Source organism: Niastella yeongjuensis (genome assembly GCF_900110245.1).
In the GTDB taxonomy this organism is placed as follows: domain Bacteria; phylum Bacteroidota; class Bacteroidia; order Chitinophagales; family Chitinophagaceae; genus Niastella; species Niastella yeongjuensis.
In genome coordinates this window covers 25778-47097 of sequence record NZ_FOCZ01000010.1, presented here as the reverse complement: position 1 = coordinate 47097, position 21320 = coordinate 25778, and the positions used below count along the sequence as shown (strand labels likewise).

Annotated in this window: 14 protein-coding genes; 3 read left to right on the top strand and 11 right to left on the bottom strand. The window is 44.8% G+C overall.

All coding sequences use genetic code 11. The annotated features are described in order from the left end of the window. Positions 1-70: 70 nt before the first annotated feature. From BMX95_RS24110 to BMX95_RS24085, 6 genes are all read right to left on the bottom strand, one after another. Positions 71-526, bottom strand: coding sequence for a hypothetical protein (locus BMX95_RS24110; protein ID WP_133053820.1), 456 nt, complete (start codon positions 524-526; stop codon positions 71-73). Between the two features lie 198 nt (positions 527-724). Beyond that, positions 725-2470, bottom strand: a complete 1746-nt coding sequence (locus tag BMX95_RS24105) for a RagB/SusD family nutrient uptake outer membrane protein (RefSeq protein ID WP_081197262.1) — start codon at positions 2468-2470, stop codon at positions 725-727. Positions 2471-2482: 12 nt separating this feature from the next. Then, positions 2483-5494, bottom strand: a complete 3012-nt coding sequence (locus BMX95_RS24100) for a SusC/RagA family TonB-linked outer membrane protein (protein ID WP_081197263.1) — start codon at positions 5492-5494, stop codon at positions 2483-2485. Between the two features lie 259 nt (positions 5495-5753). Continuing rightward, positions 5754-6209 carry a hypothetical protein gene (locus tag BMX95_RS24095; RefSeq protein WP_133053821.1) on the bottom strand — a complete coding sequence of 152 codons (456 nt, stop codon included), beginning with the start codon at positions 6207-6209 and terminating at the stop codon, positions 5754-5756. A 169-nt stretch (positions 6210-6378) separates the two neighbouring features. Then, on the bottom strand, positions 6379-7998 hold the full coding sequence (locus tag BMX95_RS24090) for a glycoside hydrolase family protein (protein ID WP_081197265.1): 1620 nt from the start codon (positions 7996-7998) through the stop codon (positions 6379-6381). Between the two features lie 190 nt (positions 7999-8188). Next, the gene (locus BMX95_RS24085; RefSeq protein ID WP_081197266.1) at positions 8189-8662 is read right to left on the bottom strand and encodes a Dps family protein; all 474 of its coding nucleotides are present in this window, start codon (positions 8660-8662) and stop codon (positions 8189-8191) included. 150 nt (positions 8663-8812) lie between these two features. On the opposite strand from BMX95_RS24085, the gene BMX95_RS24080 reads away from it, so the two are divergent. Together BMX95_RS24080 and BMX95_RS24075 are read left to right on the top strand one after the other, a co-directional pair. Further along, positions 8813-9508, top strand: coding sequence for a LytR/AlgR family response regulator transcription factor (locus BMX95_RS24080; RefSeq protein ID WP_081197267.1), 696 nt, complete (start codon positions 8813-8815; stop codon positions 9506-9508). A gap of 92 nt (positions 9509-9600) precedes the next feature. Further along, positions 9601-11778 (top strand): ATP-binding protein, encoded by a 2178-nt coding sequence (locus BMX95_RS24075; RefSeq protein ID WP_081197268.1) that lies wholly within the window; start codon positions 9601-9603, stop codon positions 11776-11778. 20 nt (positions 11779-11798) lie between these two features. Here the strand turns inward: BMX95_RS24075 and BMX95_RS24070 are convergent, their stop codons facing one another. Both BMX95_RS24070 and BMX95_RS24065 read right to left on the bottom strand, forming a co-directional pair. After that, positions 11799-12515 carry a carbonic anhydrase gene (locus tag BMX95_RS24070; RefSeq protein ID WP_081197269.1) on the bottom strand — a complete coding sequence of 239 codons (717 nt, stop codon included), beginning with the start codon at positions 12513-12515 and terminating at the stop codon, positions 11799-11801. 11 nt (positions 12516-12526) lie between these two features. Next, positions 12527-13018 carry a hypothetical protein gene (locus BMX95_RS24065; RefSeq protein WP_133053822.1) on the bottom strand — a complete coding sequence of 164 codons (492 nt, stop codon included), beginning with the start codon at positions 13016-13018 and terminating at the stop codon, positions 12527-12529. 168 nt (positions 13019-13186) lie between these two features. Here BMX95_RS24065 and BMX95_RS24060 point away from each other — a divergent pair, with 168 nt between their 5' ends. Then, the gene (locus BMX95_RS24060) at positions 13187-13810 is read left to right on the top strand and encodes a hypothetical protein (protein WP_081197271.1); all 624 of its coding nucleotides are present in this window, start codon (positions 13187-13189) and stop codon (positions 13808-13810) included. An 82-nt stretch (positions 13811-13892) separates the two neighbouring features. On the opposite strand, the gene BMX95_RS24055 is transcribed toward BMX95_RS24060, so the two are convergent. The 3 genes from BMX95_RS24055 to BMX95_RS35540 form a co-directional block, all read right to left on the bottom strand. Continuing rightward, on the bottom strand, positions 13893-15863 hold the full coding sequence (locus BMX95_RS24055) for a RagB/SusD family nutrient uptake outer membrane protein (protein ID WP_242672971.1): 1971 nt from the start codon (positions 15861-15863) through the stop codon (positions 13893-13895). 60 nt (positions 15864-15923) lie between these two features. After that, positions 15924-19220: a SusC/RagA family TonB-linked outer membrane protein gene (locus BMX95_RS24050; RefSeq protein ID WP_081197311.1), complete on the bottom strand. Its 3297-nt coding sequence runs from the start codon at positions 19218-19220 to the stop codon at positions 15924-15926. Positions 19221-19343: 123 nt separating this feature from the next. Beyond that, positions 19344-21317, bottom strand: coding sequence for a glycoside hydrolase family 43 protein (locus BMX95_RS35540; protein ID WP_081197273.1), 1974 nt, complete (start codon positions 21315-21317; stop codon positions 19344-19346). Positions 21318-21320: the final 3 nt, after the last annotated feature.

The window sequence follows — 21320 nt, the reverse complement described above, 5'->3', positions numbered from 1 at the left end:
CTTGATCAGTGTGTCATTTTCGCCAATAACCGTGCAGTTTTTGCGGATAACTGTGTAAGCGGCAGGGGCACTAAGGATACTCCACCCTCCAGTTATTGTCCTTTAATTGGTCCAGTGTATACAGATAGCTTTTGTACAAACCCCGGCTGATGATCTCGGCAGCTGGATAAGCCTTTATTGAATCGATATTAAAGATCACGAAGTGCAATTTACCAGAAGGAATACTTACCTCGAACACTGATTCCCAGCAGCTGTTTGTTCTAAATTTTTTTGTACCATTGGGACCTACATTATAAGCCGGGTTGCCATCTATTTGCGGAACGGTTCGAACAAATGTCTGCAAATAACTGGTATCATCGGGATATTCAAAACCGTAAGTAAAAGTTATCCTTTCTGAGGAATTATTTACAATGGTTAACCGGTCATCACCTTTATCTAAAAAAGTAGCCGGACACCCATCTTTATTTCTCCTGCAGGAAGATACCAGAATGAGGCACAATATAGAAAACAAATAAACTATTCGCAAACTGCAAGCATTTAGCGTGATCCTAATATTTGGAATTCCGAAAATAAATAAATTAATGATGCAATGAACCATTTGTATACCAAACTTGATAAACGTGCATTTTTGGGCAATGGCCGTGTTGTTTCGATCGATAGGCGTGTAAAAAATAAGGGCCTACCATATCGGGAAGCCCTTTATAACAACTATCAACGCACGGGTTTATTTTTTATAGCCTTCGTTCTGCTCAAATAATTTTGAAGCATCCCTTGTTGCCTGCGGGATCGGGAACACCCGGCGGAAAGGCTGTGATACGGGTTTGGTTGTATTGGCTGCTTCGAACTTACCAAAACGAATGGCCGCTTTTCTTCTGTACAATTCCCAATACATTTCATACCCGGTTTCATTGTAAAGCGATTGCAAATCAATAGCAGTAAGTGCTTTTCCGGGAGTACTGTTATACAGTTCTTCGCGCGTTCTGCTGGTACGCAGCATATTCACATCTGCCAGCGCCTCAGCACTCAGGCCTTTGCGTAAATAAGCTTCTGCACGCATACAATACATGGCTCCCAAGCGGTAAACCGGAATATCACAATTGCTTTTGCTGTTGGCACCCTCGGGGTCAAACTCATATTTAAATGGACGAACACCCTGATTGATCTGCGTTTGGGTAAATACACCCTGGCTGGGATTATCAAAAGTAAGCGTTGGGGTGAAATCCATAGGGGTTACGGTCGATTTATCGCAATACAACTTACTTACTTTAATACGTCCGTCAATGGTACGATCAAAGTCACCATTCACAATGACTGGTCCATACTGTTGACCAACCTGCATACCCCGGTTGAAGTGGAACCAGGGCGCCTGTATATTGGCAACAAAGTCGCTCGCAGGTACGCTCACATCTGTACCATCGTTATTGAACCAGGTACCATCTTTATATTTGTATTTACGTTGAAAGCGCGGGTCATCATGATTGTTATCCCAGGTATAATAAAACTCAGGGGTAGTACAGGAAGCATTGGTACCCCTGGTGCCGGGTGAACAGTGCTGACCTCTTTCCATAGGCATGTAAGCAAAATTATTACTGCTGGCGCGCAGGGTGGTCACATCCTGGCTTATAACAAAGATCAGCTCTTTTGCATCTCCATTCTCGATATCGAAATTGTGGAAGAAGTTGCTGTCCAGTTTAAAATTCCCATTAATAAGCTGGGTAGTATACGAGATCACCTTATCCATGTCGGTGCCGTTGTTATCAACCGCCGGTTCATCAAATTTAAAAGAGGAAGCATAACGGTCTTTGTACACCGAACGGTTCAGGTACATATCTGCCAACAGGGCATAAGCAGCCTGTTTAGAAAAACGACCGTTTAATTTACTCTTGCTTAAATCTGCCAGATCAGGTATTACTGATTCTACGCTTTTGATCAGGTCATCGATGCCGGTGGCAGCTTTCATTACACGCAGCGAATCACTGTCGTCCCGGTAAGGTGCCTGGCCATACAGGTCCAATGCCTGAAAAGTGTATAATGCAAGCAGGGCTTTGGCTTCTGCCAGCATTTGGGCCTTGTTGGGAAGATCCGATGCCTTGTTAATGCTGTTGATGGCTGCCAGCGATAATTGCATGCCACTGTTCAGGTTGTTCCAGGTGTTGGTGATCATAGAATGATCGGGCGCCCAGGTAAATTCGTGCAGGGCACGATAAATGCCACCGTCGCCCCAGTCGCTGCCGCGTGTTGGTAAGATCGCTTCATCGGTTGTATATTCCTGCAGGGCAAATAACTGGCTATGGTCTACAAAAGTACCATTGTCCAATTGTGAGTATACTGCGCCCAGCGCATTTTCGGGACTTCCACTGGTGCCCTGTACTTCGTCTATTACTTTTTCTTTAAGCTTGGTACAGCCTGTCATGGCCACTAACAGCAAACCGCAGGCTATGGTATGTAGTTTAAATGATTTCTTGTTCATATTCCAGATAATTTAAAATTTGATCGTTGCGCCTACCAGGAAAGTTTTTGTTGAAGGATAAGTGGTATAATCAACACCCAGCGACTGGTTACCGTCCACATTTTTGGTAGTATTCACCAATGGATCGTAACCTGAATATTTAGTGATGGTAAACAGGTTTCCTGCGCTTACATAAACGTTAAGCGATTGCATCCAGGGAATTTGTTTGAAAGTAAAGGTATTGCCCAAACGCAGGTTGCTACAGCGGAAGAAATCCGATTTCTCCAGGTACAGCGACGACATAGCTGGCAGGTTTTTAAGGCTGGCGTTCATATCAACATATTTTTTCAGCAGGTTGCGGTCTGTTGAAAGGTTGTTGATTCCCAGGTCAAGCGCGGTGTTGTTAAACAGGTATCCACCGGTTTGTCCAATGAAGGCAACTGCCAGATCGAGGGTCTTGTAACGTACCTGGCTATTGAGGCCGTAGCTGAATTTAGGAATAGCACCTGGTAAAACCTGTCTGTCACCGGCATCGATAATGCCATCTCCATTATAATCTTCGTATGTCTCTAATCCATTTTTATCATAACCCAGGAACTTGATCATATAGAACGAACCTGCGGCATAGCCATTTCTATAAATGTTGGCATTTACATTGGAAATACCCGTACCGGAAATGCTACCTGACAATAACTGGGAAACAGGCAGGTCTTTCACCGTGTTTTTCACGGTAGCTCCGTTTACATCAACATTCCAGCTCAGGTCTTTTGTGTTGATGAGCTGTGATCCCAGGGTAAATTCAAACCCTTTGTTAACGATTTCGGCATCTACATTCTTCCAGATGCTGGCAGTAGGACTCAACGGTTCAGAAGGCAGGTTCAGGATAGGATCTTTGGTAGTTTTGTTATAGTATTCAATTGAACCGTACAATTTGTTTTTGAACAATTCGAAGTCAGTACCTATGTTGTACTGTTCAACCATCTCCCATTTAAGATTGGGGTTAGCGGTACGGTTTACTGTTACTCCATTTACCAGGGCAGTACCATCCAGGTAATATCCTGTAGTGGCTGAATTGGAGTAGCTGGCCTGGGTAATTTTGTTAGGCACTTCCTGGTTACCGGTTTGTCCCCAGCTGGCACGCAGTTTCAGGCTTTTGATCGCTGAAACATTTTCCAAAAACGATTCGCGGGTAAGGTTCCAACCTCCTGCAAAAGAGGGGAAGTAACCATATTTATTGTTTTCACCAAAACGGGTAGAACCGTCTGCACGAACTGAAGCAGTAAACAGGAACCGGTTGTCGTAATTATAGTTCACACGACCGAAGTAAGATTGTAACTCGTTCTCCTGTGCAAAACCGGTAGGGCTTGCAGGTGTTCCTGAATAACCCGGATTATACATGGGCGGTACACCTGTTCCCATTGCAGCCAGGTTCTCCATTTTATAAGTAGTGCCTGAGAACTGGAACTTTTGATAAGAAAAACCACCCAATACTTCCACCTGGTGCTTTTGAATAGCCAGGTTATAGGTAAGGTAATGCTCCAGCAAAGTAGTCAATGACTTCAGGTTGTTTTGTGCATATACACCATTTTTAGAACGGTCGGTATTGTTCGGGTACATGGTAGTATTGCGCTCTGAAGTTGATTTGTCAACACCCAGATTAAAACGGTAATTCAAACCTGGCAACAAACGCAGGTTGGCTTCCACATTGCCTAACACGCGGAAGGTATTGGTTCTGTCGTCATAAACGCTCAGTACATACAGGGGGTTGAACTCCTGGATCATTTTGAAATTGGTAAAATTGCCTGCTGAGTCACGGACAGGTCTGGTAGGGTTGGCCATCAGGGCATACATAAGCACCTGGCCATCAGACCCTGCAGTATTACCGTTGGGGATACCTGTTTCATCAATGTTACTGGCAGTAAGGTTCATTTTAACTGTTAACCGTTTGTTGTCGAAGAAAGACTCTTCGGCATTCAACCGGCCGGTAGTTCTTTTGAAGCTGCTTTTTTCTACAATACCATTCTGGTCAAGATGAGAAAGCGATGCTGCATAGCTGCCGGTAGAAGTAACTTTTGAAAATGAAACGTTGTGGTTCTGAACAAAACCATTGCGCAGAATGGCATCCTGCCAATCGGTATTGCCGCCATAATCTTTGGTTTTATCTACCAACGCATTCCGGTACTCGTCTGCAGAGAGGATGTCCATTTTTTTGATAACCTTTGACGTACCTACATACATATCATAAGTTAATGAAGGATCTCCTTTTTTACCGTGTTTGGTAGTGATGAGCACCACCCCATTAGAACCTCTGGCACCATAGATGGCGGCAGCAGAAGCGTCTTTTAATACGGTGATGGTTTCAATATCGCTTGTATTCAAAAAGTTCAGCGGATTTTTGGCGTCAGAGCTACCCATACCGAAATCGGCACCGGCGGCGCTCACATTATCATTGGCCAGGGGCACCCCATCTACCACAAAAAGCGGGGTGCTACCACTGCGGATAGAACCCACCCCGCGAATGAATACATCCACACCGGCACCAGGTTCACCGCTCGATTGCGCGATGCGTACACCTGCTACTTTACCTTGCAGCATGTTATCTACAGAGATGTTCACACCCTGTCTTATGTTCTCGGCTTTTAACTGCGTTAATGAACCGGTAACATCGGCCTTGGTACGGCTGCCATACCCTACTACCACCACTTCACTTAACCGGCTATTGTTTACTGTCATCGTTATTTGCAGCGATGTACCGCTAACAGTTAATTCCTGATCGTTGAAACCAACATAAGAGATCAACAGTTTCTCCCCTTCTGCAACCTGCAGGGAAAATTCTCCCTTTTCATTGGTTGTTGTAGTGTGTTTGGATGAAAGTGATCTTACTGTGGCGCCGGCTATCGGGGTACCGTCTGCGCCCACGACTGTTCCTTTAACAGGCTCCCGTGAAACAACCTGGTCGTACTTGTCAGGGGTTGGTATATTAGCCCGGGAATAGCTAATGCACGATAACCATACTCCTACCATAAATAGTAATCGAATGTTCATACGTAAACTCGTATTAAGTGTTGGTTAAAAAAAGATGCGCTTTGGACAAAAGAACCCTCACATCACAAAAACTGCTTTTTTGTAATGCATGAAATCTTTGTAATGACTATCTTTTGAAAATCGGGTTTCTATAGGCGCATACACAGAATAACTTCCCAACCCCTAGTGAGTAACAATTTGGTAATATGGGGGTGCTTTAAAACAAAAAGCCCCCGATGTACCGGGGGCCTTCCTATTACTTTATATGATAATTTATAGATTAAGGATATACTACCTGCCAGCCATTGGCTTTTAATTCATCCAGTGTGTATAGATAGCTTTTATATAAACCCCGGTTGATAATTTCAGCTGCCGGGTAAACTTTTAAGGAATCAATATTAAATATCAATATGCGTAATTTACCAGATGGTATTTGGCTCAGGAATGTCGATTCCCAACAACCGGTTATGGTGTATTTTTTATTACTATTAGGGTCTACGTTTTTTGCAGGGTTTACGCTTGTTATCTGTTCGTTGGGAACATAGCTATCAAGCACCAGAGAGTCGTTGGGGTATTCATGGCTGAGTCGAAATGTTATTCTATCAGAAGAATTATTCACTATGGTTAACCGGTCGTCGCTTTTATTAAAAAAGGTGGCCGGGCATTCCTCTTTATTTCTTTTGCAGGAAGATGCCACCAAAAGGCAAACTATAGAAACTAGAAATAATATTCGCATCCAATATGGCTTTATTGATTCCGATTGAAAATAAATAAAAATGGGGATACATCATAAACGAATAGATAAACGTGCAGTTTTGGGCAATAGCCGTGTAGATTTGGCCGATAACTGTATATTTTGAAAACAATAAAGTATCAGACCCTTTTCTATATTAAGAAAGCTTTGTTTAATCAATTCCCTTCAACAACTCTTCCAACACTGTAGGGTCCATTTTTACTTTTACCATGCCCATGGGATGAAAGCGTTTGTTCGGTTGGTTATAAGCTGCATATACAATGGTGTATACATTGTCGCCTTCAGGGATCAGGCAGAGCGGTGTGCGCATGGTGCTCCACCAGCGTTTTACTTTGGTATGCAGGGGAAGATAGCGGGCTTCACTCCAGTGCAATCCATCTTTTGAAAGCGTGTACCCGATCATGTTGGGAAAATGATGTGCACCGCCATCAGGGCCACCATCGAACACAGTTATATAAGCGCCGTTTTGTAATTTATAAACAAGGGGATTTTCAACAAACTCAGGATTAATACTTTTAACCGGGTTCACCGTAGTGTCCAGGCGTTTCCATGGACCATCCATAGACGCTGATTTTGCCAGTCCGATAAACCAGCCGGTACCAGTATTCTTTGGATAATCGGCCCAGGTTTTAAAAGGATAGGCGCCTGCATAAAAACCCAGCCAGCCATCTTTTACCGGGAAAGGATAAAATGAAGCAACGCCTTGTCTTCCTTCCCAGGGCTGCGCATCCAGACCTGGCTCCATGATCAGCTGCCCCTCATCGTAAGGACCACCAATGCCTTCCATCCCTTTGGTTTTGGATTTTGTGCACCAGATACGGCCAAAGGAATGGTTGGGTTGTATGTTGCGATCGACCGTATACGTAAGGTAATAACCATACCACCGGTCTTCCTTTTCATTAAACACGGCATTGTACGACCAGATAGCCCCCCGGCGATCGTTCATCGGGTTGTCTTCTTCTGCAATGGCATATTTACCACTTGCCTGATATATAGTGCCCACCCGTTTCCAGTGAATGGCATCAGGGCTTTCCCAATGGCCAATGCGGGTTTTCACCCGGTCGTAATAAGCTGCTACGCCCATTTCACCGGCACGTTCGGTTGGAAACATATGATAGGTATTGCCCACCTTCACACAGGTACCGCCTTCAAAACCACCCTGGATCCCTTCCGTACCGGGCATTCCTTCATCGATAACCGGTTGATCGGGTCCACCGATGATCTCAAAAAGCGGGTGGCCATCTGTAAACCCATCGGTAATATAAGGACGCCAGAGCCGGCCATCTGGCTGGTGGCCGCCTTGCGTTAATAATGGTTGATTAACGCCAATAACACCGGCAACAAATCCGTCTTTACTTTGACAGGTCACGGTTTGCCAGCCTTTTTTATAAGCTACCTTGTATATATTATAGGGAGGAAGTCCGGTAATGGTCAATGCACTATCGATTACCAGTTGCGCATTGTTCAATTGCTGGCCTTGTGGAAGGGCAATGAGCACATTTACCGCTGAAGCAAATTTCAGTTGAACGGTATTGGTGCCATCCATACTGCTGGCTCCGGTTAATTCGATAAGCGCCGGCGCTATACGAACGACCGAATTTTTATTGCCGGTAAAAGGATAGCAAGGGTTCGTTAACCGGAAGGTATGGCCTTGTGAAGGCTTAACAGAGAAGACGGCAGGTTTCAGGGCTACCTGCTTTTCCTGGGCAACAACACCAACTGCAGCGAAAACAACAAGAATAGTAAAAAAGAGAGATCTGTAATTCATCATACGGCAATAGATTAGCTATCGCTGTAAAGCTAACCCCTACCTATGAAAAATTGTCCTGTACTATCTGGTAATTTTAACAAAAAGCCCACCTACTCCGCCAACAGGCGGACTCGGCGGGCTAAGGGTAAACACCATTCTCATGTGACCCTCCTTTCTATCGCACTGAACTCAACTCACTTCTCCTGTAACCTTACTGTAAATGCGCTCTTAAGAACCAGGCCATCTTCTCATGTCTTTGCATTAACCCGGTAATGAAATCACTGGTGCCTTCATTGTGGTACTGACTGGCAAAAGAATCGATGAGTTTACGCAGCTTGAAAATAATGTGGTCATGATCTTCGAGCAACTCCTTAATGAAACCTATGCCATCATTCCGTTGCCGGAACACTTCTGTTAATTCTGTCAGCTCCAGGTAGGCGCCCAGTGTAGCCGGTGCATAATGTCCCAGTTGTCGTATCCGTTCCGCTACCTCATCTACCATATCTGCCAACTCATTGTACTGGGTTTCAAAGAACAAATGTTTATTGATAAAATCGGGGCCTTCTACATTCCAGTGGGCATTCCTTGCTTTTGTGTAGAGTACAAATTCATCGGCCAGTAACTTGCTTAACTCGTGGGCAACTTCTGCAGTATTGGCTTCACTGATACCTATATTCGCTTTCATGATTCATTATTTTATTTCGTCGTTGTTGTTGTAAAGCAGGTGCAACTTACTACAGCCTGAAAACCTGCTCAAGAGCCAGTCGTTGAACAAGCCAAATGGATCGTTAATCGGGTCATTTGGCAAGTCGGCCATATTCTTTATCTTTAGAATATGAATGTCCTGATAGTAGACGATAATGAAATAGCCAGAACTACACTGCTCCAGCTTGCCGGCCGGGTAAAGGACATTACCGTTGTTGGGGAATGCGCCGACGCCATGCAGGCATACAATCTACTGCTGGAGGAAGCAGTAGATGTCATTTTGCTTGATATTGAAATGCCGGGCATGACTGGTCTGGAATTGATCCAGCACCTCGGCGCCAAACGACCCCTGATCATTTTCACCACCTCTAAAAAAGAATATGCGGTAGATGCATTTGAATTGAATGTGGCCGATTACATTGTAAAGCCCATCACTACCAGCCGATTTATACAGGCCATCGATAAAGCCCGGGACTTACTGGAAAGCAAGGATGACCAGTTCAATATCAATACGAACGAATTTATATTCATCCGCGATTCGAATGTGGTGCGAAGACTGGAACTGAATGATATTCTTTTTGCGGAAGCCATGGGCGATTATGTAAAACTGCACACCAGCCAGCGGTTCTATGCCATTCACAATTCCCTGAAAGCAGTGGAACATCACCTGCCCGCACAAAAGTTCCTTCGCGTGCACCGATCGTTTATTGTAGCTATCGACAAAATTGACACCATAAAGGACGGAGTGCTCATTGTACATGAGAAAACGGTACCGGTCGCCGATGCCTACAGGGCTACTTTGAACAAGAGAATGAATGTGTTATAGGCCATCGCCCCATATTCCTTTTTTACCGATCGATTTTCCTTTTTTACAGAGTACCCGCATTCCAATTGGCACTGCACAATTAATTTAGCACCATGTCAGGAAAAAGGATCATATTCTATATTCTCGGCGCATTTATTACCGGAACAATTATACTCATCTATGTGGAGTATAATTCAACCAAACACCTGAACTCGCTCATCAAGGCCAATAAAGAGCTCATGGGCGAATTCCAGATCACTGAGAACATGTTGAATGCGGCCAAAAGCAAAGTAGTGATTGAAAGAAAGATCCGGGGATTTCTTGAATCAGGCGATACCACTTATTTAACCGGATTGAATATTGAATTTGATGAGATCCAGCGCTCGCAGCAATTTCTGATGGCCATTCCCGGCGATTCCCACACCGTTGCCCTCATTCACAAACTAGACACCAACATTCAAAAAAAGATCAATCTCTTTCATAGTGTGTTGTACGCCTACCACCGGCACAGCGTAACAGCTGCTGAAGACACCATTAAAGCCAATCTGCCCGAATGGGTTTCCTATAGCATTGAAAGCACTGTACGGGACATTACCGATGCCAGAAGGGACGAACTGTCGTTAATAACCAACTCTGTTCAACGGAGCGGACGAAAAGCCCTTGAATTCAGTTATATTCTTATTGCCATGGTACTACTGGCTGCAGGGGTACTGTTATGGTACATCCTTCATATCATGCAGAAGCTGATCAGGTCTGAAAGAAAAGTACGCGAAACAGCACGCATCAAAGAAAACTTTCTGGCCAACATGAGCCATGAGATTCGCACGCCTATGAACGCCATCCTGGGTTTTACTCAATTGCTTTCGCAGAAAAGAATGGATGGGGACGCCAAACACTTTGTTAATACCATTCAGCGTTCAGGCGAAAACCTGCTGACGATCGTGAACGATATCCTCGATATTTCAAAAATTGAAGCAGGCATGATGCGGATAGAAAAGCTGCCCTTCAGCCTGAGAGGACTGGTAAACTCCATAGAACTGATGGTACAACAAAAAGTGATGTCAAAAAGTATCAGCTTAACAATTGCTATCGATAATTCTTTACCCGATATCCTGGAAGGCGACCCGGTCCGGCTAACACAAATAATCAATAACCTGTTAAGCAATGCAATCAAGTTCACCGATAAGGGGGCTATCGATCTACGAATCACCAAAAAAGAGATCATCAATAATGTTGCGACACTCTCTATCGTGATCAGTGACACCGGTATAGGTATAGAACCGCAAAAACTCAAACAGATCTTTGGCCGTTTTCAACAGGCTGATGACACCATTACCCGTGAATACGGGGGTACAGGCTTGGGACTATCCATTGTAAAAGACCTGGTTGACTTGCTGAAAGGGACCATCCAGGTAGAAAGTGCACCAGGCACAGGCACGGCTTTTTATATTACCCTCCCCTACATTATCTCTACCCAACAGATCTCCAATAACCTCGGCATTTCAGAAGTGCCGTTTGCCAATAACACCAATAATAACCTACACATCCTGATCACGGAGGACAATGAGGCCAATCAAAGCCTGCTCAGCCATATTTTCAAAAACTGGAACATTCCATTCGATATCGCCAACAACGGACAGGAAGCCATCGAGAAGCTAAAGACCAACGACTACAATATGGTACTAATGGATATTCAAATGCCCTTGATGGACGGATACACTGCTGCCAGGAAAATACGCAACGAATTAAAATCAGCGATCCCCATTGTGGCCATGACGGCACACGCCCTGCCCGGTGAAAAAGAAAAGTGTTTGAGTTATGGCATGAACGATTATATTACCAAACCGGTAAAACAGGAACAACTGCGCGAATTGATCAATCGCTTCATCTCCTTTGTACAACCCATATCAAACGATGTAATTATAAAACCCGTAGCGGAATCCAACAATTACAAATACATTCAACTCGATTACCTGAAAGATGTTAGTGCGGGTAATAAGAACTATGAGAAAGATGTAACCCAAAAATTTCTGCAGGCAGTGCCTGTAGCCCTGCAACAACTGGAACAGGCTTTTCAGGAGAACAATGCAGAAGCCATGATGTGGATTGCCCACAATTTAAAAACAACCGTGTCGGTAATGGGGCTGAATGATTCGCTCAATCCGCTGCTCGATGAAATTGAGTTGGGCAACTCCGATCAACAACCGATCAGGAATACCATTAATAAGCTAAAAGATTTTTGTCATAGTGCGATGATAGAAGCAAAGGCGTTTATGACATCGCTCGACTGATCATTCCACCAATTGGCAGCTTACCACCCATCGTCCTTCCAGTTGACCTTGCCATTGCTCACATCGTACATGGCCCCAACCAAAAGCAGATCGTGGTCATCATATTTTCTTTTTACCGTACTGCTGTGTTGTAAAATATCATCCATGGTAAGCTTCACATTATTTTTGGCTGTAGCAGCGTAAGGCGGTTTATCATGAGGCACTATGGCTCTTTTAACATGTGTAACCAATTCATACAATTCCCGGGCCGATGTATCAACGTTGCCAAATGCGGCAGCGATAGCTCCGCAGTTGGTATGTCCCATCACAACTATTAAATTCACTCCCTTTTCAGCCACTGCGTATTCTATACTTCCCAGAATATCATCGTCCTGAATGTTACCGGCAACCCGTAAAACAAACAGGTTCCCGATGCCCTGGTCGAAAATAATTTCAGGAGGGACCCGCGAATCCATGCAGGTAAGCACAGCAGCTATGGGATGCTGTTCATCCCCTGAATGCATAATCTGATCGTAGTAGTTATAGGAACTGTCTGAATGAACGTTGACGAAAGAAAACCTGCTTACAAAGTTGGCATTCCCCGCTTTTAGTTTTGCCAGGATGGCATCTGCTCCCTGGGGATGTGCAGCATAAGTTATCACATGAATGGAATCACTGGAAAGGCCAATGGGTTTTTGCGGTCCGCTTTGGCAAGCCATGCCACACCACATGGAGATAATGACGATACTATTACGCATACAACCTGGTTTTATTCATTCTTTTTAAGCTGTGCCCTGAACTCTCCATACGTTGGTATCTTTTGCATAATTTGAGCCCGCATGTATGTCAACAGGTAAACTTCGGCCTGGTAAAACTCGAATGCAGTAGTAGCATCTGTGGCAGTCTTTATCTTTTTGTAATATTCTTCCAGGCTTTTTTCCATGGCCATCCGGTTTTCAAAGTATTTTTTTGCCAGGGAGTCAGCCATCCCGTCTGTCATTTTGCTGTATGAGTTGGCGGTTGCTTCATATAACTGTAACCTGTTTTTGGCAACCGGTGAATTTTTTTGCTGATACTCGTCATAGATTTTCCAGAAAGCAGCAGAATCTTTTGCAGAAACAGAAACAAGCCGGGCAATTGCCTCCTTTTTTTGAACGCCCAGTAAATTGATGATCGCTTCAGCTTCAACATCGGAAGTCTGGGCATAGCCACTCAATATAAAAGCGGCAAAAAACGCGGTAAGAAAGAGCGGTTTCATCATAACAACTGTTTGATTAAAATAACTCAATTATTACCGGATTAAAATGCGCGGAACGTGTTTCACCGTAAAACACGTTTTTTCGTTACCCGCTGGCTTTAAGCTAAAAACATATTTTAAGTAAAATACTTTACGGTTAAATCAGCTGTCTACCAGAAAAAGAAATCGAAAATGGCCAAATTTGTTGATAGCTGTTTTAATGAAATAGAGATGAGAAGAATATACAGAGTTATCCGCCGTCATATCATTACCGGTTTTATTTTTTTGATGCCGGTGCTTGTTGCGGTGGCATTGATCAATAAATTCTGGGACAAGATAATCACCGTAGCCGCAAAGGTATCAAAGCTGTTATTTATAAATGCATTGATTGGCCCCGGAGGAAATGTGCTGGTGGCACTGGTGTTATTATTGCTGCTCTGTTTGGTTGCCGGCTTTTTGGTGAGGCTTACTTTTTTCAAAAAAATGAGTGACCGGATCGATCAAAAACTGACCATTTTTATTCCGGGCTATACAGACCTGAAAAAAGAAGCGCAGAAAAAGATCGGCGAAGTACCAGTAGAAAAAGCAGCTGTTTTTGAAACCTGCCTGGTTCAAGACCAGGAATGCTGGAAACCAGCCTACCTGATAGACATAGCCGACAACGGTGATACCATTGTATTTTTTCCTGCCGCTCCCACCTTTGAAACCGGACAGGTAGCCATTATTCCCAAAGATTGTTACCGCAAACTGAGCATGGATTCGCAAACACTTAATGCCTGTTTAAAGCAATTTGGTAAAGGGATCGTCATTGTATAACCCGTTTGACAAACTTAACGGCAACAAAAAAGCCCACCCCGAAGAATCGGGAAAGGCCTTTTTGTCTGTTGGGGTGGACTGACTAGTTCTTACTTTCATCTGCTACGGCATCTTCCCAATTGTCCCATTTAGGGGTACCGGGATCGAAGCCATCATAGCCATAATTTTGACTCAACTGGCCTTTGTTATTTGCGGTAATGGCCACATAGGGAATCGGCCAGTACATATTCTTTTTATCCATGGTATAGTTGGGGTTGCTGATACCGGTGCTGTTGATCTGTATAGTCCCTTTGTTATACAGGCTATAATGATTGATACGCTGGTACCAATAGCTGCCACCTGTAGGGCCTGTGCCGGCTTGTTTGTCATAATCTTCCAGGTTATACACATTGCCCCATTCATCTGGTTTGCCACTACGGGCCAAACACAGTGATACGCGTTTCAGTTCTACATTACGCCATTCTTCCCAATACAATTCACGGGCGCGTTCATTCATAATATCGCCAATAGTAACAGTGCCCTGATAAAGCTCCGTGCATTTGGCTCTTTGTCTTATGGCATTCAGATCATCTTTAATAGTTGCATCGGCCGGATTTATATAATATTTAGCTTCGGCCCGCAACAGGTAGGCTTCTGCCAGCCGATAGAGATACCAGTCTGCAATACCGCCATTGGTAGCGCCTCTAAGTCCATCTGAACCGGAGATATTGGCTTCGTTTACGGGATCATCCAAAAAGAATTTATAATGGGGCACATCAAACCAGCGGCGAATGGTATCACTGCACAACAGGGCGCCATTGGTATTGTATAAGGTGATCGGGTTACCAAATTCTTTGGACGCTTTGTTGTTAACCTTGTAATCTTCCATGCGGATCCAATTGCCTACCTGGGAATTATGACGCAGGTCGCCCGCATCCATATTGCCGTTAACACTCCACAATGCATTGGTAGAAAAGTTAGTGGGGCGGAAAGTAGCAATACCCCGGCCGAACGCGCGCATATAATCATACTTCGGATTATAGGCCGCATCATTACGTCTTATATTCAACAAGGCCTGTTTGCCATCCTTTGTCTGGATCCGGGTGTCAAAAACAAAAGGATACAGAATGCGCATAGTAAGCATTTGAACAAATGACTCCTGGTCTGAACCCCTGTTTGGCATACCCATAATCACTTCGCGGTTGGCGGCAATGAGTTTATTTTCCGGGCGGTGCAGGTCCCAGATCACATTCCGGGTAATAGGCCAGGTTTGCGGTTCGCCCCCATCGTTAAAAGTGCCAAAGGTGTTTTGCATCAATGAATAACCCGACTGGTTGATCAGGATATCAGTTTGTTCCTTTGCTTTGGCATACTCGCCTATGGCCAGGTAACATTTGGCCAGCAACATCCGGCAGGCGCCTTTGTTTATCAATCCGGTGGTGGCCATATCTTTTTGCTCGGGCACCCATTGAACCGCCAGTTCCATATCCTTCGTGATCATTTGCAGAATGGCATCCTTCTTTGTGCAACGGTAATTTTGTTTAGGTCCTTCCACAATCGTTGTCACAAGCGGTACATCACCGTATTCGAAAACCAGGGCCATATAACGAAAGGCCCGATGAAAATAGGCCCGGCCCTTGTACATGTTTTTAGTTGGCTGGTCAAGCGTTTCAACACCATCCACATACTTTATAATAGTATTGGCGTACATGATCGCCTTATAGGTCTCGGTCCACAAATACCAGATGCTGTTTGTTCTGTCGAGATTCTGAAGCGTGGAATTATCGCTGGTAGGAGTGAGCGTATTGGCTACATCGCACAACATGCTGCGTTTATCGGTAGCACTGGCTACCATCAGTTCTGAAAAAATATATTCCGTACCCAGCGTAAGCATTTCGTTATTATCGGTAGCCCAGTACGCTTTCAGGTGCCGGTCGCACAAAGCCATAGCCGACATTAGTCCATTTTCAGTATTGAACGTAGTGGCAGGTTCGTAAAAGGACAGGGGATCAGGTTTTAAAAACTCCTTGGAGCAACTGCTTACACATATTGTAGCGGCAATAAATAAGGTCACACAACAAAATACCCGATTTATCTTTTTATTTTTTGGTTGCATATCTTTCTCGCTAATAGGTTAGAAAATTAAATTCAGTCCCAGGTTATATACCCGTGTTGCCCAATTGTTATCTGTTTCAGGATCCCCGTATGTCCAGTCTTTCGCGTGCCACGCACGCACATTGCGCACCGTGCCAAATACTTTTACCTTGTTTAAGGTAATCCTAGAAGTCCATGCTTTTGGCAGGGTATAGCCTACTGAAAAATTGTCGAGGCGAACAAAAGAACGATTATACAACATCTGCGCACCTTGTGCGCCTGTAGGACCTTTAGCTTCTATACGCCCGTACTTGTTGGTGGGATGTTCAGGTGTCCAGTATTCTTTTGCCGGAACGTTCTGCAAAGCATAAGTCATGCGTCCACCGTCATCATCCGTATTTAAATACTCGTCGAGCAAACTTTTATGCCCCAGGTAGGAGTAAACGTTGAAAGAGACACTCAGGTTATTCCATAAGGTAAACTCATTGCGTAACGACCAATGCCAGGGCGGAGAAGTTTCACCCAGGAACTCCTTGTCTTTGTCATTATAGACATGGGTTACGGTTCCATCTGCATTTTTCACATCATCGCCAGTGTAGTTATTCGCCACTTTTGGATCGCCGGGTGCCTGGCCATATTCTTTCGCTTCCGCAGCTTCATTAGCCTGCCAGATGCCGGTAACCCGGTAATCCCAGATGGCGCCGATGGATTTTCCTATAAACCACCTGTTGTTGATATCGTCTCTTTCTTTAGATCCTATCACATTCCCGTTTGCATCCATTACATTTTCCTGGTCATAGTATAAATGCACGATCCTGTTTCTATTATACGATAACCCGAAGGTGGTATTCCATTGAAAGTTTTTATTGCGAATATTAACGGTATTCAAAGCCAGTTCTACCCCATTGTTGTTAACCTGTCCCAGGTTAGTGGTAATGGACGGGAATCCGGTAAAATCCGGGATCTTCTGCACCATGATCATGTCATGCGTTTGCATGGTGTAATATTCTATAGAACCGGTTATGCGATCGTTGAGGAAACCAAAATCGAGCCCTACGTTCCAGGCTGTAGTTTTCTCCCATTGCAAATGTGGATTGGCCAACCGGTCTGCATATAAATACCGGTATAAAAGCAACTGGCCGGCCGAATTCAAATACCCCTGCATTCTACCTGCTCCTTCAGAAAGATTCGACAACGCCACATAAGGGTCTTCCAGCGACCGGTTCCCGTTTTTACCGTAGGAAAGACGCAGCTTACCATTACTCATCACATCATTCCATCTGAAGAATTTTTCATTGGTAAACGTCCAGGCCAATGCCAGCGAGGGAAATACCGCATACGGATTGGAACTTCCGAATGCGGAGTACCCATCCCTGCGGATAGAGGTGGTGATCATATACCGGTTGTCATAAGAATAGAACAGGCGTCCCAGCAGGGCGTCTGCCGACTGGTGCGAATCAGAGCTTGAATAAGTGCTGTTCTCCTTACTTCCATTCTTTGTATTATGGAACCCTAATGCATCTGAGGGCAGAATATTACGCGCCTGGATCTTATCCTGCCAGTATTTACGGTCCTCCGCTTCCTGTACCAGTGTCACTATGAAGTGATGGTCTTTACCGAACTTCTGGTCCCAGGTAATGGTATTGTTAAGCGACCAGTCGAAGCGTTTGTTCTGTTCGCGATTGGTTCCCCGGGTTTTGGGATCGGAGCCCGGCAATTCTGCAGACATAAAATAGCGGTCCTCAAAAAACTGGTAGCGGGGCGCAGCATTGAAAGAGTAAGTAATATTGAAAGGCAGTTTTATTTTTCCATTCAAAATTGTATTCAGCACCGTATACCCTTTTTCGAGTTCAAGGTATTTTTTCTGAAAATCGTAATTGTACCCTCGCTGGCTGTATTCGGAACTCAACGGATACTGCACAGGATTTCCAGCCCCATCATCATAATCTGCAAACGGACTGTTCCGCATCATCTGGCTCGTATCAATATCCAGATTACCATCAGAGCGGTCCTGAAAATTTATATTAGCACCCAATTCAAACCATTTGGTCACCCTGGCATCTACTTTCAAATTGGAACGTACAGCCCGGTAATTATCGCTGGCTATGCCACCCTGGTTCTTCAAATATCCCATGGAGAAATAATAGTTCATCCTGTCGCCTGCACCGCTTACGCTGGCATTAAAGTCAGTATTATAACCAGTTCGCAACGTGTGATCGGCCCAGTCCACTGTTTTTCCATCCAGTAAATTCTGCAGGGCATTACCGGTGAAACCTAATCGCTTGGCCCAAATGCTTCTATCAGATTCGTTTGCCTGGTTGGTGGTATAACCCCGCCATTGGTCAATGGAAACGTTGTCGGGCAGCTGATCTGGTTGCATAAAATAGCCGGGCTTACTGGCAAACACTCCTGTCTGATACGCTTCATATGCACCGGTTTGCGCATTTACGCCATAAGTGTTCTTTGTATACCAGTCCTGCCGGTGTTGCAGGTAAGCTTCGGGCGTGAATCTTTTCCGGTAGGTGGATACTTCTGTAGCGCCCACATTCATAGTGGTGTTAATAACAGGTTTGCCTGGTTTGCCTTTCTTCGTAGCAATAAGAATTACGCCGCTGGCGGCTTTTGCTCCGTACACTGCCGCAGCCGAGGCATCCTTCAGGATATCGATCTGTTCTATATCATCAGGATTGATCTCAGACAATTCTCCATAAAAGATCATCCCGTCTAATACGATCAACGGGTTGTTGTGCCCGCCGGCATCATACACGGAACGACGGCCACGCACCTCCAGGTTACCGCCGCCTTTTGCAGAAGGGTCATATCCCACTCGCAAACCAGGCGTACCACGCAGGATATCCTGAACCGTCTTTGGATTTTCGTTGGCTAATCTGTCAGGACGCACCTGAACAATGGACCCCGTAAGGTCCTTCTTCTTCATGGTACCGTAACCCACCACCACTACGTCGTCGTAAGTGGAAGCGGCAGGTTCTAAAGTAATGCTTAGGGAGGCGTTGCCAGTTACTTTCACTTCCTGGCCAACATAACTGATGTGAGTGATCTTTAAAATGGTGCCCTTACCCATCGGTATACTAAAGGCACCTTTCGCATCGGTCTTTACACTCGTACCTGTGCCCTTTACGGCAACAGTAACATCCGGCAATCCGTTACCCAGTGAGTCGGTAATTGTTCCAGTTACAGTTTTATCCTGCGTAAAGCCATTGAAAGAAAGCAGCAGAAAAAAGGGCAGAAGGCAGAGGGCAGAAGGCAGAAAGAATACACCTCTGCGCGGCAATAAAAAGGCATAACTCCGCCTGATTATTTTTAAATGTTTTTCCATGATGGTCAATCGTTTTGGTTTGAATGCAATCGTTTGAACGCTTCCAATTTCGTTACTGTAAAAAAAAAGAACATCCATCGGATGTTCTGTTCAATTTCTTGTCGATTCATTCCAAAATGTTCCTTATTCGTTCAAAAGCCGGAAAGTTTGAGGCAGCGCAACCAATTCTGCTGCTTTCTTTTTATCTTTTTTAAATTGAAGTTCTACAATGGCCGTTCTTCTTGGCGCCACCTGGGTATCAGATGAATGCACATGAAACACATAGAAGAGCTGACCGTTTTTATCCATCAGCACATCGCCATGCCCCGTACCATTTATGCCGATATTCTTGCGGGAAATGATAGGACTGGTGCTGCTTTTGGTCCAGGGACCTGCAGCACTGGCAGCCGTTGCAAAACCTATGGCATAGTCGGGATTGCGAAAATCATTGGCAGAATAGATCATATAATACAATCCATCGTGCCGTAAAACGGTAGGACCTTCGGTCACTTTCCACCGCACGTTTTGTGTGTCTTCCCAGGGCTGCGAGGCGCTGATACATTCCTGCACCGTAGTGGTATCGATAGCTGACAGGTCTTTTGACAGTTCCGCTACAAAAATGCGATTGCCCTCCTGTAATCGTACATGGTATAAATAGATCTTTCCCGATGTATCAAAATACACATAGGGATCTATCATTCGTACCGGCGCTGCCAACGGCTTTTGTTCTTTTTGCGTAAACGGTCCCAGTGGACTGTTGGCGCTGGCTATTCCAATGTGCTCATTGGCAGTGTAGGCCATGTAAAATTTTCCCTGATAAGTAAAGAGCTGCGGCGCCCAAAAACCTTTGCTTCCATAACTTTCGCCTTTGCGCAATACATACCCTTCATCTTTCCAGGTAATTTTATCAATAGAACTATAGGCTTTAAAACCGCTGTCCGAATTCTTTCCCACTGTTCCGTATAAATAGTATTTGCCCTCATTAAAAAACAGGGTGGGGTCTGCCAGCAACGGATTGTTTGTGGCGGCCAGCTGTTGTTTTCCGGTGGTTGGTCCTTCTACAGATAATACCCCATCCTTTACTTTCATTTTATCTATAAACACTACCCGTTCATCGCCGGTTTTACTGGTGCGGCCATGGTATACGCACAACATGGTTTTGCCATCCGGGGCATAAGTAACACTGTTATGGCCGGTGCCGGTAACAATGCCACCTGTGGCTGTATTCTTTTGCAGTACCGGGTTATTGGCCGCTTTTGTAAATGGCCCCAGCGGACTCTTTGACGTAGCATAGCCGACCGCATAATTTTTCCCACCGAAATAATTGGCCGAGTACATGATGTAATAAGTATCGTCTTTTTTGAAGATGCAGGAACCTTCCGTCCAGCGGCGGTTTACCTCTTTCGATAGAACCGACTGGCTTTCCCAGGCAGCCTGGGGATCGTTCATTTTTACCGGCGGGCGCAATAACAAAACCGGTTCGCCGATAACCCCGCTAAAGTCTGGTTTCATTTCCACGCCATACACCCAGCTTTCTTCCACTTCATTAAACCAGCCTTTATCCCGGGCCCAGGTGGCCACTTCGCTTGCAACAGCATGTTTGTAGCAACACCTGGAATAATACAAATAAGTTTTTCCATTATCTGCAAAGAGCACATTGGCATCTATGATCGGATAACCGGGATCAAAAACCGGTTTATCCTGCAGATCAACAAATGGCCCGGTTGGATTATCAGCCACGGCCACACCGATTTTAAAATTCTCCAGTTCTTTGCCGGGATTCACTTTCCACTGTGCGCTGTAAAACAGGTAATACTTTCCGTTTCGTTCATACACTTCGGGCGCCCAGTAAGAATTTTCACCCCAGCCGTTTTTATTATTCCCATAATATACCTGGCCTTCCCGCTTCCAGTTTATTAAATCGGTTGATGAATAAGCCACAAAACCATTGTCGGCGCCGTTGCCGGTTCCATACATATAATAGTTGCCGGAAGTTGTGCGTAAGATATAAGGATCGCCAAACTGCACATTCAACGGGTTGCTGTAAGTGCCGGCGTCCTGGGCATACACATGCCCAAGCAGGGTACAAAAAATAAATAGTAATACAATCTTGTGCATGGG